A 16754-nucleotide genomic window follows, 5' to 3' on the forward strand; every position below is an offset into this window, starting at 1 on the left:
GCTTGTACTTATCTCTTCTGCTTAGGCACTCGCACCAGCTGGCTTTCCGAATAGATGTCATGCCAGCCCCTCTGGCGCTTGTCGATCAACGCCCAGAAAAAACCCAGCCCCAGGCACAGCCACGAGGCAATCGACACCACGAAGCGCAGCAGCGCCTGCCACAGGCTGATGGCCGTGCCATCGGCGTTCTGTACCCGCACGCCCCACACCTGCATGCCCAGGGTCTGCCCGCCATGGGTCCAGAACTTGGCAAAGAAACCGAAAAGGACGAACAGCAGCACCGTCGACAGCAGCGGGTCGCCGTCCAGAGCGCCAGCCTCGGTCAGCTCGCGCATGCGGGCTTCGCCGATGATCGCCATCTGGATCATCTTGTAGGCACCTGCGGTCACGATCAGCAACGCCGTGCACAGCAGGAAGTCGTAGAACATTGCCGCCAGGCGCCGGCCCAGGCCGACCGGAGGAAAATCACCCTGGGGTGTGAGCAGAGGCTTGGACATGCAAAACGGCTCCAGAAGACGAAGCCGCTATTCTACGGGCAAAAAAAAGCCCCTGCACTTGGCAGGGGCTTTTCTCGAAGTCGGGTTCGGCTTAGCCGGCGACCTGAACTTTGTCAGCCTGCATGCCTTTCTGGCCCTGGACTGCTTCGAAGGTGACCTTCTGGCCTTCTTTCAGGCTCTTGAAGCCGTTACCTTCGATAGCGCGGAAGTGCACGAACAGATCCGGACCGCTTTCTGGGGTGATGAAGCCGTAACCTTTTTCGTCATTGAACCACTTGACGGTACCGTTCTGACGCTCAGCCATTGTCTTATTTCCTATGAAGCTTGAATTTTGATGACAGTTTCTTTTGCAATAAAGGAAGCAAAAGATTACTGGGCTGGGTTGCAGGAAAGTAAGAGACGTCGAACGGGTTGTAGCAGATTGCGGCTACTGGCCCAGGTCACGAACTGTTGCGACCCATGCAAACACAGTGCAGTGACTCTACGCCAACTCCCGAGCGAAAAACAAGCCCTTGGTCGTATGGAAAATCGGCCGTTTGCCGATAACCGACCGATTTGTCGGAAACGGCATGGCGCCTGGCCTGGCGCCATGTTCAAAAGTTATTGGACAGGTTCGAAAACGAATATGTCGAACCTGCCCGCAACCTTCACAAAACGGCTTCAGCCCCGGTAGTAACGTTGTGCCACAAAAGGCATTTTGCTGACTTTCAAGGCAACCTTCTTGCCACGCACCACGGCAAACAGTGGGGTGTCGATAGCGGTATGTTCACTATCGATATAACCCATTGCTACAGGTGCACCGAGTGTCGGGCCAAAGCCGCCGCTGCACACTTTGCCTACAGGTTTATCGTTTGCATCGACAATATCCGCGCCTTCACGTACTGGGGTACGCTCCTGCGGCAACAGGCCCACACGTTTGCGCGCCACACCATCTCGCTGATGGGCGAAGATGGCTTCGGCACCCGGGAAGCCGGCGGCACGCGCGCCATCGGCACGGCGAACCTTGGAAATAGCCCACAGCAGGCTGGCTTCCACCGGCGTGGTTTCGGTATTCATGTCGTGGCCATACAGGCACAGGCCGGCTTCCAGGCGCAGCGAGTCACGCGCACCCAGACCGATCGGTTGTACTTCGGGCTCTGCCAGCAGGCGGCGGGCCAGGGCTTCGGCGGCATGCGCCGGTACCGAAATTTCGTAGCCGTCTTCGCCGGTGTAGCCTGAGCGGCTGACGAAGCAGTCTTCACCCAGCAGTTTCACCGGGCGGAACTGCATGAAGGTCATGCCGGCCACTTCCGGGGCCAGGCGTTCCAGCACCTTGACTGCCGCCGGGCCTTGCAAGGCCAGCAGGGCGCGCTGCTCGAACAGTGGCTGTACCTCGCAACGGCTGCCGATGTGCGCTTGCAGGTGGGCCAGGTCCTGATCCTTGCAGGCGGCGTTGACCACAAGGAACAGCGTGTCGTCGCCCAGGTTGGCAACCATCAAGTCATCGAGGATGCCGCCTTGCTCATTGGTGAACATGGCATAGCGCTGCATGCCCACCGGCAGGTCGATGATATCCACCGGCACCAGGCTTTCCAGGGCCTTGGCGGCATCGCTGCCGCGCAGGGTGATCTGGCCCATGTGCGAGACATCGAACAGGCCGGCCTGCTCGCGTGTGTGCAGGTGTTCCTTGAGCACGCCCAACGGGTACTGCACCGGCATGTCATAGCCGGCGAACGGCACCATGCGCGCACCCAGTTCCAGGTGCAGGGCGTGCAGTGGGGTCTTGAGCAGTGTTTCGGACATCGGTGACTCCTTGCTGTTGTTGTCGGGTCAACATTCGATGATGTTGACGGCCAGGCCGCCACGGGCGGTCTCTTTGTATTTGCTTTTCATGTCGGCGCCGGTCTGGCGCATGGTGCGGATGACCTTGTCGAGCGACACGTAGTGCTGCCCGTCGCCGCGCAAGGCCATGCGCACCGCGTTGATCGCCTTCACCGAGCCCATGGCGTTGCGCTCGATGCAAGGCACCTGGACCAGCCCGCCAATCGGGTCGCAGGTCAGGCCCAGGTTGTGTTCCATGCCGATTTCGGCAGCGTTTTCCACCTGTTGCACGCTGCCACCCATCACCTCGCACAGCGCCCCGGCGGCCATCGAACAGGCCACGCCGACCTCGCCCTGGCAGCCTACTTCGGCACCGGAGATGGAGGCGTTTTCCTTGTACAGGATGCCGATGGCCGCGGCGGTGAGCAGAAACCGCACCACCCCGTCCTCGTTGGCTCCCGGTACGAAGCGCATGTAGTAATGCAGCACCGCCGGGACAATGCCCGCCGCGCCGTTGGTCGGCGCGGTGACCACGCGCCCGCCGTAGGCGTTTTCCTCGTTCACTGCCAGTGCATAGAGGTTGACCCAGTCGAGCACCGACAGGGCATCGCGCAAGCTGGCTTCCGGGTTGCGGCTCAGTTGGCGGTACAACGCCGGCGCTCGGCGCTTTACCTTCAGCCCACCCGGCAGGATGCCCTCATGCCGGCAACCGGCTTCGACGCAGTCCTGCATCACTTGCCAGATGCGCAGCAGCCCGGCACGAGTTTCCACCTCGGGGCGCCAGGCTGCCTCGTTGGCGAGCATCACCTGGCTGATCGACAGGTTTTGCCCGGTGCAATGGCCGAGCAGCTCCTTGGCGGTCTTGAACGGGTAGGTCAGCGGTGTGCTGTCCTCGACGATGCGGTCGTGGCCGGCAGCGTCCTGGTCGACCACGAAACCGCCGCCCACCGAGTAGTACTCGCGGCTGCGGATTTGCAGGCCGGACTCGTCGAAGGCGCGGAAGATCATGCCGTTGGGGTGGTAGTCCAGCGGCTTGCGGATCATCGCCAGGTGCTGCTTTTCGATGAACGCGATGCTGTGCTCGCCGAGCAGGTTCAGCCGACCGCTGTCGCGGATGGCCTGCAGGCGGGCAGGGATGGTGTCGGTGTCGATGACGTCGGGGTGTTCGCCTTCAAGGCCCAGCAGCACGGCCTTGTCGCTGCCGTGGCCCTTGCCGGTGGCGCCGAGCGAGCCGTACAGCTCGGCCTTGACGCTGACCGTGCCGGCAAGCAGGCCATCACGGCGCAGCCCTTCGGCGAAGCGCGCGGCGGCGCGCATCGGGCCGACCGTGTGCGAGCTGGAGGGGCCGATGCCGATCTTGAACAGGTCGAAGACGCTCAAAGACATGGTGGACCTCCAGCCAGGATATTGGGCAAACGGTGAACTCTGTGGGAGCGGGCGTGCCCGCGAATGCGTGGTTGAAGCCAACATCGCATTCGCGGGCACGCCCGCTCCCACAGCGGACCACACCTTGAGTCAGGTGGCGGGCCCGAGGGCTATCAGGCGTCCTGATAGCTCTCGATCGACGGGCAGGCGCACACCAGGTTGCGGTCGCCGAACACGTTGTCGACCCGGCCGACCGGCGGCCAGTACTTGCCTTCCACCAGGCTTGGCAGCGGGTACACCGCCTGTTCGCGGCTGTAGCCATGGGCCCATTCGCCAACCAGCTCGGCCGCAGTGTGCGGGGCGTTCTTCAGCGGGTTGTCGTCCTTGTCCAGGCTACCGTTCTCGACCGCGCGAATTTCTTCGCGGATCTGGATCATCGCGTCGCAGAAGCGGTCCAGTTCTTCCTTGGACTCGCTTTCGGTCGGTTCGATCATCAGCGTGCCCGCCACCGGGAAGGACATGGTCGGGGCGTGGAAGCCGAAGTCGATCAGGCGCTTGGCCACGTCGTCGACGCTGATACCGCTGGTGTCCTTCAGCGGGCGCAGGTCGAGGATGCACTCGTGGGCCACCAGGCCGTTACCGCCGGTATAGAGAACAGGATAGTGCTCTTCCAGGCGACGAGCGATGTAGTTGGCGTTGAGGATTGCCATCTGCGAGGCACGCTTGAGGCCGGCACCGCCCATCATGCGGACGTACATCCAGGTGATCGGCAGGATGCTGGCGCTGCCGAACGGCGCGGCACAAACCGCGCCCTCGGTGTTTTCCAGCTGCGCGTGGCCGGGCAGGAACGGCGCCAGGTGCGACTTGACGCCGATCGGGCCGACGCCCGGGCCGCCACCGCCGTGCGGGATGCAGAAGGTCTTGTGCAGGTTCAGGTGGGAAACGTCGCCGCCGAACTTGCCTGGGGCGCACAGGCCTACCATGGCGTTCATGTTGGCGCCGTCGATGTACACCTGGCCACCGTTGTCGTGAATGATCGCGCAGATTTCGCCGATCGCTTCCTCGAACACGCCGTGGGTCGACGGGTAGGTGATCATGATCGCGGCCAGGCGCTCGCGGTGCTCGATCGCCTTGGCGCGCAGGTCCTCGACATCGACGTTGCCGCGGGCATCACAGGCGGTGACCACCACGCGCATGCCGGCCATGTGCGCGGTTGCCGGGTTGGTGCCGTGGGCCGACGACGGGATCAGGCAGATGTCGCGGTGGCCTTCGCCACGGCTGCGGTGGTAGGCGCGGATGGCCAGCAGGCCTGCGTACTCGCCCTGGGAACCGGCGTTGGGCTGCAGCGACACGGCGTCGTAGCCGGTGGCGGCGCAGAGCATGGCTTCCAGCTCGGTGGTCATCTGCAGGTAGCCCTGGCTCTGCTCGGCCGGGGCGAACGGGTGCAGGTTGCCGAACTCGGCCCAGGTGACCGGGATCATTTCGCTGGCGGCGTTCAGCTTCATGGTGCACGAGCCCAGCGGGATCATGCTGCGGTCCAGCGCCAGGTCCTTGTCGGCAAGGCGGCGCAGGTAGCGCATCAGCTCGGTTTCGCTGTGGTAGCGGTTGAATACCGGGTGCGAGAGGATGGCCGACTGGCGCAGCAAGGCGGCAGGCAGCAGCGAGCCGGTGCTGGCGGCCAGCGCGTTGAAGTCCGGCTGGGCCTGGTCGCCACCGATCAGTTGCCACAGGGTCTCGACATCGGCCTGGCTAGTGGTTTCGTCCAGCGACAGGCCCACGTGGGCGGCGTCGATCTGGCGCAGGTTGATGCCCTGGGCGCGGGCCTTGTCATGGAGGCTGGCAGTGGCGCTGCCGGTGGCCAGGGTCAGGGTGTCGAAGGCGCTGGCGCCCACTACCTGCACGCCCAGCGTCTTCAGGCCGGCGGCCAGGATCGCGGTCAGGGCATGGGTACGTTCGGCGATGCGCTTGAGGCCGGCCGGGCCGTGGTACACGGCGAACATGCTGGCGATGTTGGCCAGCAGCACCTGGGCGGTGCAGATGTTGCTGGTGGCCTTTTCGCGGCGGATGTGCTGTTCGCGGGTCTGCATGGCCAGGCGCAGGGCGGTCTTGCCGAAGCGGTCGATCGACACGCCGACCAGGCGGCCTGGCATGTCGCGCTTGAATGCGTCACGGGTAGAGAAGTAGGCCGCGTGCGGGCCACCAAAGCCCAGCGGCACACCGAAGCGCTGGGCGCTGCCGATGGCCACGTCGGCACCGAACTCGCCCGGCGGGGTCAGCAGGGTCAGGGCCAGCAGGTCGGCGGCCACGGCGACCAGGGCATTGGCTGCGTGGAAGCGCTCGACCACTTCGCGGTAGTCGAACACTTCACCGTTGCTGGCCGGGTACTGCAGCAGGGCGCCGAAGAAAGCGCTGACATCGCCCAGCTCGCGCTCGTCGCCGACCACGATCTCGATGCCCAGCGGCTCGGCACGGGTGCGCAGCACGTCGAGGGTTTGCGGGTGGCAGTGCACGGAGGCGAAGAAGGCGTGGCTGGCCTTGTTCTTCGACAGGCGCTTGCAGAAGGTCATGGCCTCGGCCGCAGCGGTGGCTTCGTCGAGCAGGGAGGCGTTGGCGATCGGCAGGCCGGTCAGGTCGCTGATCAGGGTCTGGAAGTTCAGCAGCGCTTCCAGGCGGCCCTGGGAAATTTCTGGCTGGTACGGGGTATAGGCGGTGTACCAGGCCGGGTTTTCCAGCAGGTTGCGCAGGATCGGTGCCGGAGTGTGGGTGTTGTAGTAGCCCTGGCCGATGTAGCTCTTGAACAGCTGGTTCTTGCCGGCGATGGCCTTGAGCGCGGCAAGCGCGTCGGCTTCGCTCTGGCCGTTGTGTGAGCCGAGCACGCTGGTGCCTTTGATGCTGTCGGGAATGACCGCGGCGGTCATGGCTTCCAGCGAGTCGAAGCCGAGGGCGGCCAGCATGGCCTGCTCGTCAGCGGCGCGCGGGCCGATGTGGCGGGCGATGAATTCGTTGGCGGTGCCGAGGTTGATGGTCATGGCGGGGCTCCTCAGGCGTCGTCGTTGGCTTTGATCAGGCGGTCGTAGGCGTCCTGGTCGAGCAGGGCGGCCACGGCGCTGGCGTCGGCGGGAATGAAGCGGAAGAACCAGCCTTCGCCCATCGGGTCTTCGTTGACCAGTTCCGGGCTGTCTTCGAGCTGGTCGTTGATCTGGACCACTTCGCCGGTCAGGGGCATGTACACACCGCTGGCGGCCTTGACCGACTCGACGGTGGACGCTTCGCTGCCTTTCTCATACTGCTGCAACTCTGGCAGTTGCACGAAAACCACATCGCCCAGGGCATTCTGGGCGTAGGCGGTGATGCCCACGGTAACGCTGCCATCGGCTTCGACGCGCAGCCATTCGTGATCTTCAGTGAAACGCAACTCGCTCATGGGGAATCCTCGGGAAGCAGGGCGTTAGGCGCGGTGGCTCCGCGCTCTTGGGGTTGGGATTCCCTTAGCAAAAATGCGGCCAATCGTTAAAAATCGTTATAAATCAATATGTTAATTATTTTTCGTATTCAGTTTGTCATTCTTTTGGAATGAAAACGCTACAGCGGCAGGGGGATGGAAAAGGGTTTGGGGATCAAACCCTTGCACTGCCGTATCTGTATGGGTGTGTATTGATTTCAATACGATGTACTGAAATCAATACAATCCTCCTGCAGGGCGCGAGTTTCAGCCGTCAGTTCTTCAGGCGGCCCTTCTTGCGATGCCCGTTCTACGTAGTTCTACGTAGATCGCGCCCGTAGTACTGCGAATTTTCTTGTGGACCCGGCATGGCGAAAGTGTCGCCGTCCTTATCCGGACACATACAACAACAAAAGCCGTCGCAGGTTTACCACCCGCGACAGGAGAAAATTCGATGACCACACTGGCTACCCGAATTGCCTGGTTTGCCGTTGCCTTGCTTGGTGCGTTCGCGCTGGGCACCCTTGCACTACGCAGAGGCGAAGCCATCAACGCCCTCTGGATCGTGACTGCAGCAGTCGCCATCTATCTCATTGCCTACCGTTACTACAGCCTGTTCATCGCCAACAAGGTGATGCAACTGGACGCCACACGCGCCACGCCCGCCGTACTCAACAACGACGGCCTGGACTACGTACCGACCAACAAGCACATTCTCTTCGGGCACCACTTTGCTGCCATTGCCGGCGCGGGCCCTCTGGTTGGCCCGGTGCTTGCCGCGCAAATGGGCTACCTGCCCGGAACACTCTGGCTGATCGCCGGTGTGGTCCTGGCGGGCGCTGTCCAGGACTTCATGGTGCTGTTCATCTCCACCCGTCGCAATGGTCGCTCCCTGGGCGAACTGGTACGCGAAGAAATGGGTTCCATTCCCGGTACCATTGCCTTGTTCGGTGCCTTCCTGATCATGATCATCATCCTCGCGGTGTTGTCTCTGATCGTGGTCAAGGCGCTGGCGGAGAGCCCCTGGGGCATGTTCACGGTAATGGCCACGTTGCCGATTGCAGTGTTCATGGGCGTCTACATGCGCTACCTGCGCCCAGGGCGTATCGGTGAGATCTCTGTGATCGGCGTGGTCCTACTGCTGGCGTCCATCTGGTGCGGTGGACTGGTCGCCGCCGACCCAGTCTGGGGGCCTGCGTTCACCTTCACCGGGTTGCAGATTACCTGGATGCTCATCGGCTATGGCTTCGTTGCCGCGGTACTGCCCGTCTGGCTGATCCTGGCGCCACGGGACTACCTTTCGACCTTCCTCAAGATCGGGACCATCGTCGCCCTGGCAATCGGCATCCTGGTCATCGCCCCCGACCTGAAAATGCCAGCCGTTACCCACTTCATCGATGGTACGGGCCCGGTCTGGAAGGGCGCCCTGTTCCCCTTCCTGTTCATCACCGTGGCATGCGGCGCGGTGTCTGGCTTCCACGCGTTGATCAGTTCGGGTACCACACCCAAGCTGTTGGCCAATGAAAGTCATGCCCGTTACATCGGCTACGGCGCGATGCTGATGGAGTCCTTCGTCGCGATCATGGCCATTGTCGCGGCATCGGTCATCGAACCTGGGATCTACTTCGCCATGAACAGCCCGGCCGCGGTGGTGGGTGGCGATGTCGCGACCGTGGCGGCTACCGTGAGCAGCTGGGGTTTCACCATAACACCGGAAATCCTGCAACAGACTGCCGCCGACATTGGCGAGCACACCATCCTGGCTCGCGCCGGCGGAGCGCCGACCTTGGCCGTGGGGATTGCCCAGATCCTCCACCAGGCGCTGCCAGGCGAGAACACCATGGCGTTCTGGTACCACTTTGCAATTCTCTTCGAGGCACTGTTCATCCTCACCGCCGTCGATGCCGGCACCCGTGCAGGGCGCTTCATGCTGCAGGATCTGCTCGGCAATTTCGTGCCGGCACTGAAGAAGACCGACTCCTGGACGGCGAACCTGATCGCTACCGCAGGTTGCGTGGCCATGTGGGGCTGGCTGCTGTACCAAGGGGTGATCGACCCGCTGGGTGGCATCAACACCCTGTGGCCGCTGTTCGGCATCTCCAACCAGATGCTGGCCGGGATCGCGCTCATGCTCGGCTGTGTGGTGCTTATCCGCATGAAGCGTCAGCGATACGTCTGGGTTACCTTGATTCCAGCCGTCTGGCTGCTGATCTGCACCACTACGGCCGGTCTTATCAAGCTGCTGGACAAGGACCCCTCGATGGGCTTCCTGGCGCTTGCCAAGAAGTACAGTGATGCTGCCGCTGCAGGCCAGGTGCTGGCGCCTGCGAAGGATCTGATGCAAATGCAGCACGTTGTGTTCAATGCCTATACCAACGCGACGCTGACAGCATTGTTCCTGTTGGTGGTCCTTAGCATTCTTTGCTTTGCCGTGAAGGTGGGGCGCCGTGCCTGGGTCATGCCCGAGCGCACCGACAAGGAATCACCGTTCCAGCCACAGCCGGACGTCTGAGGGGGCGCCCGGAATGTTCAATGACCTGAGCAAGATGGGTAAGTACCTGGGGCAAGCCGCCCGGATGCTGGTCGGCATGCCAGACTACGACGCCTATGTGGAGCACATGCAGCTCAAGCACCCGGAAAAACCGCTGATGTCCTACGAGGCGTTTTTCCGGGAGCGCCAGGAGGCACGTTACGGTGGCGGGAAGGGACGCCCAGTTCGTTGCTGCTGAGCGCTGACTAGTCCAGGCAGGCGCAACGTTCATCATGGTGCTCTCGCATTGGAAGGCCGGCAGCAGGCATAGTGCTGTTGCCGGCCCGCTCCTGCATTGGAAATGACCATGCAACTCAAGCACAAGATCGTCACTCTCAGTGTGCTTCCACTCGTCCTTTCGGTCCTGTTCATCTGTGTCCTCGTGTTTGCCCAGAGTCGCAAGCTGGAGGAGGAACAGGCACGCCTGGTTGAAAGCAGCATCATGGCAGCAAAGAAGGCCGAGTTGAAAAACTACCTAAGCCTGGCGATGAGCCTCATCGCGCCGTTGTATGAAGGCAGCACCGATGATGAAGCAACTCGGCAGCGTGCACTGGAGATCCTGTCCCAAGCCAACTTCGGCCTCGACGGCTACTTCTTCGTGTATGACCAGCAGGGCAAGAACCTGATGCACCCGAGGCAGTCCGAGCTGGTTGGCAAGCAACTCATTACGCTGACCGACAAGAACGGGCTACCGGTCATCCAGGCGCTGCTCAAGAGCGCCAGGGAGGGCGATGGATTCCAGTTGTACGACTGGCAGAAGCCTTCTTCCGGGCAGATTACCGGGAAACTGTCATATGTCGTGATGCTGGACCGTTGGGGCTGGATGCTTGGCACAGGCATATATATCGACGATGTGGAGGTGGCGACCCGCAAGTCCCGGCAAGAGGTCGCTACCGGGGTACTGACCACGGTTCTGGCGATCGCCTCGTTCTCGTTGATTGCCGTACTGGTGATTTTTACCGGTGGCCTGATGCTGAACGTCAGTGAGCATCGCCTGGCGGACCGTAAGCTTTCCACGCTCAACCAGCGGATCGTGAACCTGCAGGAGGAGGAGCGCTCGCGGGTTTCGCGTGAACTGCATGACGGGATCAGTCAGGAGCTGGTGTCGATCAAGTTCCAGTATGAGCTGGCCGCCATCGAACTGGCCAACGGCCGGAGCGAGGGCCTGGAAAACCTGCGCAAAGGTACTTGCAGACTTGGCGCGGCGATCGGTGAGATACGCCGCATTTCCCATGATCTGCGCCCCTCGCTTCTGGACACGTTGGGGTTGTCGCCTGCCATCGAGCAACATGTCCGTGAGTTCGAGCAACGTACCTCGATTCACACCCAGTACGAATGTGGAATGGATGCGGCGGACATCGATACCAGCCTCAGGTTGACGCTGTTCCGCATCATTCAAGAGGCCCTCGCGAACGTGGAGCGTCATGCCAAAGCCACTGCCGCGATCGTTTCCGTCACGCAACAGCAGGGCATGATCGTATTGCGTGTGGAGGACAACGGGGTAGGGTTCGACACCCGCGCAGCAGACGAGTGCCACGGTATCGGCCTGAGGAACATTCGCGAACGAGTGGACCACCACTCGGGTAGCGTCAACATCGCATCCTCTTACGGCCGTACCGAGCTACAGGTGCAGATACCGGTTACGATCAGCTGAGCAGCCTTGCCACGCCAACCCTCGAGGACTCCATGAGCGTAACCCATCCGGTCAGAATCGCCCTGGTCGACGACCACGTCCTTGTGCGTGACGGCGTAAAGGCGCTGCTGTGCGCGATCCCGCACTTCGAGGTTGTCGGCCAGGCCGAGTCAGGAGCCCAGGCAATCGAGTTGGTAGCGACTACTGAACTGGACATTCTCCTGGTCGACGTAGGGCTTCAGGACATGAACGGGTTGGAGCTCACGCGCAAGCTGCGCGAACGCTACCCGGATATCAGGATCCTCATGCTGAGCATGTACGACAACCAGGAGTACGTCCGCACCTCCATCAGTTCCGGAGCGCTAGGTTATGTGCTGAAGAATGCGCCTTCCGCAGAGCTCATCGCGGCCATCGAGGCCATCGCTGCGGGAGGAAGCTTCTACAGCTCGGAAATCACTCGCAAGCTCGCCGTGAGCAACCGGGACGAGCACGAGCTGACGCCCCGTGAGTTGCAAGTGCTGTCAATGATCGCCAAGGGGCACAACAACAAGAAAATGGCCCAAGAGCTGGATATCAGTGTCCGTACAGTGGAAACCTATCGGCTGAGCATCAGGCGCAAGCTCAATATCGATACCCCTGCGGCACTCGTGAAATACGCCCTGGAGCATGGCCTGACCTCGATCTAGGCAATCCAGGGCAACGCCAGATACAGCTTGATGACGATGACATTGATGATGTCGATGAAGAATGCCCCCACCATCGGCACCACCAGGAAGGCGATGCGCGAGGCTCCGTAGCGCTGGGTCACCGCTTGCATGTTGGCGATTGCCGTTGGCGTTGCACCCAGGCCGAAACCACAGTGCCCGGCAGCCAGTACCGCTGCATCATAGTTGCGGCCCATGACCCGGAACGTGACGAATATCGCGAACAGTGCCATGACCAATGTCTGTGCGGCGAGCAATGCAAAGAATGGTAATGCCAGCGCTGAAAGGTCCCACAACTTGAGCGACATCAAGGCAATGGCCAGGAATAACGACAAGCTCACATTGCCCAATACCGAGACTTCCCGTTCGAATACTTGATAAAAGCCGAGCGCCGAAAGGCCGTTTCGCAACACCACGCCCACGAACAGTACGCAAACGAACGTTGGCAGTTCAAACGCAGTGCCTTTCAGCATACCGTTAAGTAACGAGCCTGCGAGTAAACTGACAGCGATCAGCGCCAATGTTTCGATAAATGAAAACGGCGTGATCAAGCGTTCTTTGTCTGGTTGTTCGAAACCCTTGGGCAGTCGTGGTGCTGGTTCTTCGATACCAGGTGTCGTTACCCGTCTGATCAGCAACCGGGCGACCGGGCCACCAATAAGGCCACCCAGTACCAGGCCGAAGGTAGCTGATGCCATTGCGAGTTCGGAGGCCGACGCCAGACCGAACTTTTCGGTGAAAGTGGCCCCCCACGCGGCGCCTGTACCGTGGCCGCCGGACAAGGTAATAGAGCCGGCCAGCAGGCCCATCAGCGGGTCGAGGCCAAGTGCCGTTGCCAGGCCGATACCCATGGCGTTCTGGACCAGCAGCAAGCCGGTTACCACCAGCAGGAACACGGTAACCACGCGGCCACCTTTTTTCAGGCTGGCGAAGTCTGCACTCAAACCGATGGTGGCGAAGAATGCCAGCATCAGAGGAGTTTGCAGTGAAGTATCGAATTGCACGTGGATATCGAAACTGCGCAACACCAGGAACGCCAAGGCCACTACCAGCCCGCCAGCGACAGGTTCCGGAATATTGTAAGTGCGCAGGAAACCAATACGCGCGACCAGGCCGCGCCCCAATAACAGTACCAAAGAGGCGGCTACAAGCGTCCCGTAAAAATCGAGTTCAAACATCAGGTGCTCTCGTTATATCCAGTAGCGGACCACTTCCCGCTATGGGGCGGGCAAGTGGGGTGACAGGTGGGAATACACTGTCACCATTCTACGAGGCATACGTGGGAGAGTATCTTTCACTGGCGTAGGAAAAGCCTGAATAACAACCGGATTATTGCAATAACTATCAGGGGCAGCTTTGCGGCTCATCGCAGGCAAGCCAGCTCTCACATGGCACAACACATGACTCATTGGTTCAGCGAGGTTCTGTAGGAGCAGCCTTGTGCTGCGAAGAGGCCGGTACAAGCAACAGACAGGCTTTGTCAGTACCGGCCTCTTCGCAGCACAAGGCTGCTCCTACAAAGGACGCGTCAGACGAGCGATATTTGTTCTCTGCGCGACAGCGCAGCCCAAAAGGGCTGGGCAATCTCCCACAGGTATCGCGCAGAATTCAGCACGTGTGCGATACCTGTGGGAGCTGGCTTGCCTGCGATGGGCTGCGTAGCAGCCCCGTTGACGCTATCTGACAGGTATCAGGCTTTGCCCGGTATTCCATATTTGCGCAGGCGCTGCGCAATGGCGGTATGTGAAGTTTGCAAGCGCCCGGCCAGTTGCCGCGTGGATGGGTAGCTGGCGTACAGGCGTTGCAGCAGTTCGCGCTCGAAATCACTCACGGCCTGTTCCAGGCTGGCCACTTCGCCGTCCTGGCCACGGGCCACCGAGGTGCCGGCGATGTCCAGGTCACCAATATCCACCAGGTTGCCCTCGCAGATGGCTGCGGCGCGGAATATCACGTTCTGCAGCTGGCGCACATTGCCCGGCCAAGGGTTGGCCAATAGCGCCGAATGGGTAGCCGGGGTCAGCCTGCAGGGTGGGCGCTGGATCTGCGTGCAGGCCTGCTGCATGAAGAAATGCGCCAGCATCAGGATGTCCTGGCCACGGTCGCGCAGCGGCGGCACTTGCAGGTTGAGCACGTTCAGGCGGTAGAACAGGTCTTCGCGGAAGCTGCCTTCGGCGACCATGCGCTCCAGGTCGCGGTGGGTGGCGCTGATGATGCGTACATCCACCTTCACTTCGCGGTCACCACCCACCCGGCGGAAGCTGCCATCGCTGAGAAAGCGCAGCAGCTTGGCCTGCAGGTATGGCGACATCTCGCCGATTTCATCGAGGAATACCGTGCCCTGGTTGGCCAGCTCCATCAGCCCGGGCTTGCCGCCCCGTTGTGCGCCGGTGAAGGCCCCGGGGGCGTAGCCGAACAGTTCGCTCTCGGCCAGGCTCTCGGGCAGCGCGGCACAGTTCAGGGCCAGGAATGGTGCCGCGTGGCGGCTGCTGATGGCGTGGCAGGCGCGGGCTACCAGTTCTTTGCCGGTGCCGGTTTCGCCATGCACCAGCAGCGGTGCATCGAGCGCCGCCACGCGCAGGGCGCGGGCCTTGAGGGTTCGGATGGCCGGTGACTCGCCGAGCAAGGCATCGAAGCCTTCGGCGTGGTCGTGGTGCAGGGCCGACAGGCGTTCGCCCATGCGCGTAGGCGGATACAGTGTCAGCAGGCCACCGGCGTTGGTGATCGGCATGGCGTCCAGCAACAGGCTCTGGCCGTTGAGCTGCATCTCGCGCATGGGCAGGTGGAAGTTGTTGTCCAGCAGGGCCTGCAGCAGCGCCGGGTCGCCGAACAGCTCACCCACCGAGCGCCCGGCCGATTCGCGGCCGCACAGTTCGATCAGCGCCGGGTTGGCCAGCAGCACCTTGCCGGCACTGTCCACGGCCAGCACCGGGTCGCTCATCGCCGCCAGCAGGGCATCGAGCTGCAGGTGCCGGCGTTGGCCAGGGAGGATGTCGACCACGTCCACCGATTGCACGCCATGTACCTCGAACAGCGCGTCGTGCAGTTCTTCGAGCACGGCGGGGCTGAGGGTAGGGGCGTCGATGTAGACGTTCGGCGGGACCATCTCCACGGCGTCCAGGTTGAGGTTGCGGGCACCGAGCAGGGCGAGGACTTCCTGGGTGATGCCGACGCGGTCGATGAAGCTGACGTGGATGCGCATGGGGAGGGTGCGGTTGTGGCTGGGGGAGGGCGGTAGTATGCCTCAACATTGTCGGGGCCGCTTTGCGGCCCCGGTTCTTGAAATCACTCCAGATGTTCAGGCTTGATCGGGTCGCCCGATTTCACATCCAGCTTTTCGCGAATGTCCGCGAACATATGGTCATAAAGCTTGTGCGGCGAGCTCAGGCTCTCGAATTTCTTCGGTGGCTTCAGGTACGACTGCGCCCTTCGGCTCAGTTGCATGAGGAAGCTGGGCAATACCTGGTCCTTGGCCAGGAAGAACTTTTCTTCCACTGGCTTGCCTTCGATGCTGCCATGCATCTTGAACTGGATGCCTCTACCTTCCTTGGGGTCCGACACTGCCTCGTATTCGATGTTCAGGTCATAGCTGTGGTCATTCTGGTTCAGCGCGGTGCGCTCGATGTGTACATGACCGGGTTGGTACTGGGCCATGGCAAGCTCCTTTGGAAGGTCGAAAATGGCGGACGCTGGCGCCCGCCTACTGCATTCAACGGTAGCTGATCCCCGGCTTCGCGGTGGAAACGCGCGTGCCGGCGGTGCCTTTGACGATGTCTTCGATGTTCTCCAGCGAACTGATCACTGCCACTTTGCCGGTGTTGCGGGCAAAGTCGCAGGCGGCCTGCACCTTCGGCCCCATGGAGCCAGCGGCGAAGCCAAGGCGTTCGAGTTCGTCGGGGTGGGCCTGGGCAATGGCCTTTTGTGTGGGCTTGCCCCAGTCAACATAGGCCGCATCGACGTCGGTGGCAATGATCAGTAGATCGGCGTCCAGCTGCTCTGCCAGCAGGGCCGAGCACAGGTCCTTGTCGATCACCGCCTCGATGCCCTTGAGCTTGCGGTTCTCATCGTACATGGTGGGTATGCCGCCGCCGCCGGCGCAAATCACGATGCTGCTCTTTTCCAGCAGCCACTTGATCGGGCGGATCTCGAAGATGCGTTTGGGTTTCGGGCTGGCCACCACTCGGCGGTACTTGTCGCCGTCGGCCTTGACCACCCAACCCTTTTCCTTGGCCAGGCGCTCGGCCTCTTCTTTGCCATAGACCGGGCCGATGAACTTGGTCGGGTCCTTGAAGGCGGGGTCGTTGGCGTCCACTTCGACCTGGGTCAGCAGGGTGGCGAACGGCACTTCGAAGGCCAGCAAGTTGCCCAGTTCCTGTTCGATCATGTAGCCGATCATGCCCTCGGTCTCGGCCCCCAGCACGTCCAGCGGGTAGGCCTCGTCGGGCTTGTAGGACAGGCCCTGCAGCGATAGCAGGCCAACTTGCGGGCCGTTGCCGTGGGCGATGACAAGCTCGTTGCCTGGGTGGATCTTGGCGATCTGTTCGGTGGCGGTGCGGATATTGGCCCGCTGGTTATCAGCGGTCATGGGCTCGCCGCGACGCAGCAGGGCGTTGCCGCCCAATGCAACAACGATACGCATGGGGAATGTCCTTTAACGAAAGAAGGGAGCGCTGCTCTCGACCGGTATCGCCGCCCCCTTGTGGGAGCGGGTTTACCCGCGAAAGCGTCAGCCCATGCAACACGGCTGGTGCTACCGACGCATTCGCGGGTAAACCCGCTCCCACAG

General features: G+C 61.8%; 14 protein-coding genes. 4 read left to right on the forward strand and 10 right to left on the reverse strand.

What is annotated here, in order from left to right:
* Positions 1-8: 8 nt before the first annotated feature.
* From M1D87_RS05110 to gcvH, 6 genes are all read right to left on the reverse strand, one after another.
* Positions 9-497: an RDD family protein gene (locus tag M1D87_RS05110; RefSeq protein ID WP_015269077.1), complete on the reverse strand. Its 489-nt coding sequence runs from the start codon at positions 495-497 to the stop codon at positions 9-11.
* Between the two features lie 91 nt (positions 498-588).
* Complete coding sequence (locus M1D87_RS05115) at positions 589-801, reverse strand: cold-shock protein (RefSeq protein WP_003257941.1); 213 nt, start codon at positions 799-801, stop codon at positions 589-591.
* A gap of 356 nt (positions 802-1157) precedes the next feature.
* Positions 1158-2279 carry a glycine cleavage system aminomethyltransferase GcvT gene (gene gcvT / locus M1D87_RS05120; protein ID WP_024086348.1) on the reverse strand — a complete coding sequence of 374 codons (1122 nt, stop codon included), beginning with the start codon at positions 2277-2279 and terminating at the stop codon, positions 1158-1160.
* A 27-nt stretch (positions 2280-2306) separates the two neighbouring features.
* Positions 2307-3683 (reverse strand): L-serine ammonia-lyase, encoded by a 1377-nt coding sequence (locus M1D87_RS05125; RefSeq protein WP_123083865.1) that lies wholly within the window; start codon positions 3681-3683, stop codon positions 2307-2309.
* A 152-nt stretch (positions 3684-3835) separates the two neighbouring features.
* The gene (gcvP, locus tag M1D87_RS05130) at positions 3836-6691 is read right to left on the reverse strand and encodes an aminomethyl-transferring glycine dehydrogenase (protein WP_123083866.1); all 2856 of its coding nucleotides are present in this window, start codon (positions 6689-6691) and stop codon (positions 3836-3838) included.
* 11 nt (positions 6692-6702) lie between these two features.
* Complete coding sequence (gcvH, locus tag M1D87_RS05135; RefSeq protein WP_003257943.1) at positions 6703-7086, reverse strand: glycine cleavage system protein GcvH; 384 nt, start codon at positions 7084-7086, stop codon at positions 6703-6705.
* Positions 7087-7558: 472 nt separating this feature from the next.
* Between gcvH and M1D87_RS05140 the strand changes: the two genes are divergently transcribed.
* The 4 genes from M1D87_RS05140 (at position 7559) to M1D87_RS05155 (ending at position 11953) form a co-directional block, all read left to right on the forward strand.
* Positions 7559-9616: a carbon starvation CstA family protein gene (locus tag M1D87_RS05140; protein ID WP_039612755.1), complete on the forward strand. Its 2058-nt coding sequence runs from the start codon at positions 7559-7561 to the stop codon at positions 9614-9616.
* A gap of 13 nt (positions 9617-9629) precedes the next feature.
* The gene (locus M1D87_RS05145) at positions 9630-9833 is read left to right on the forward strand and encodes a YbdD/YjiX family protein (RefSeq protein WP_003257949.1); all 204 of its coding nucleotides are present in this window, start codon (positions 9630-9632) and stop codon (positions 9831-9833) included.
* 108 nt (positions 9834-9941) lie between these two features.
* A complete protein-coding gene (locus M1D87_RS05150) occupies positions 9942-11288 on the forward strand; it encodes a cache domain-containing protein (RefSeq protein ID WP_039612817.1) in 1347 nt (448 codons plus the stop codon).
* A 32-nt stretch (positions 11289-11320) separates the two neighbouring features.
* Complete coding sequence (locus M1D87_RS05155) at positions 11321-11953, forward strand: response regulator (protein WP_024086354.1); 633 nt, start codon at positions 11321-11323, stop codon at positions 11951-11953.
* Here M1D87_RS05155 and gltS read toward each other — a convergent pair.
* The 4 genes from gltS to arcC form a co-directional block, all read right to left on the reverse strand.
* Entirely contained in the window at positions 11950-13149 is a 1200-nt protein-coding gene (gene gltS, locus M1D87_RS05160; RefSeq protein ID WP_039612756.1) for a sodium/glutamate symporter, read from the reverse strand. The genes M1D87_RS05155 and gltS overlap by 4 nt on opposite strands.
* A gap of 512 nt (positions 13150-13661) precedes the next feature.
* Positions 13662-15170: a sigma-54-dependent transcriptional regulator gene (locus M1D87_RS05165; RefSeq protein WP_061551963.1), complete on the reverse strand. Its 1509-nt coding sequence runs from the start codon at positions 15168-15170 to the stop codon at positions 13662-13664.
* Positions 15171-15253: 83 nt separating this feature from the next.
* Positions 15254-15622, reverse strand: a complete 369-nt coding sequence (locus M1D87_RS05170) for a DUF5064 family protein (RefSeq protein ID WP_013971111.1) — start codon at positions 15620-15622, stop codon at positions 15254-15256.
* A 55-nt stretch (positions 15623-15677) separates the two neighbouring features.
* Positions 15678-16607: a carbamate kinase gene (gene arcC, locus M1D87_RS05175; protein WP_003257953.1), complete on the reverse strand. Its 930-nt coding sequence runs from the start codon at positions 16605-16607 to the stop codon at positions 15678-15680.
* Positions 16608-16754: the final 147 nt, after the last annotated feature.

This window comes from Pseudomonas sp. SA233 (assembly GCF_054792385.1).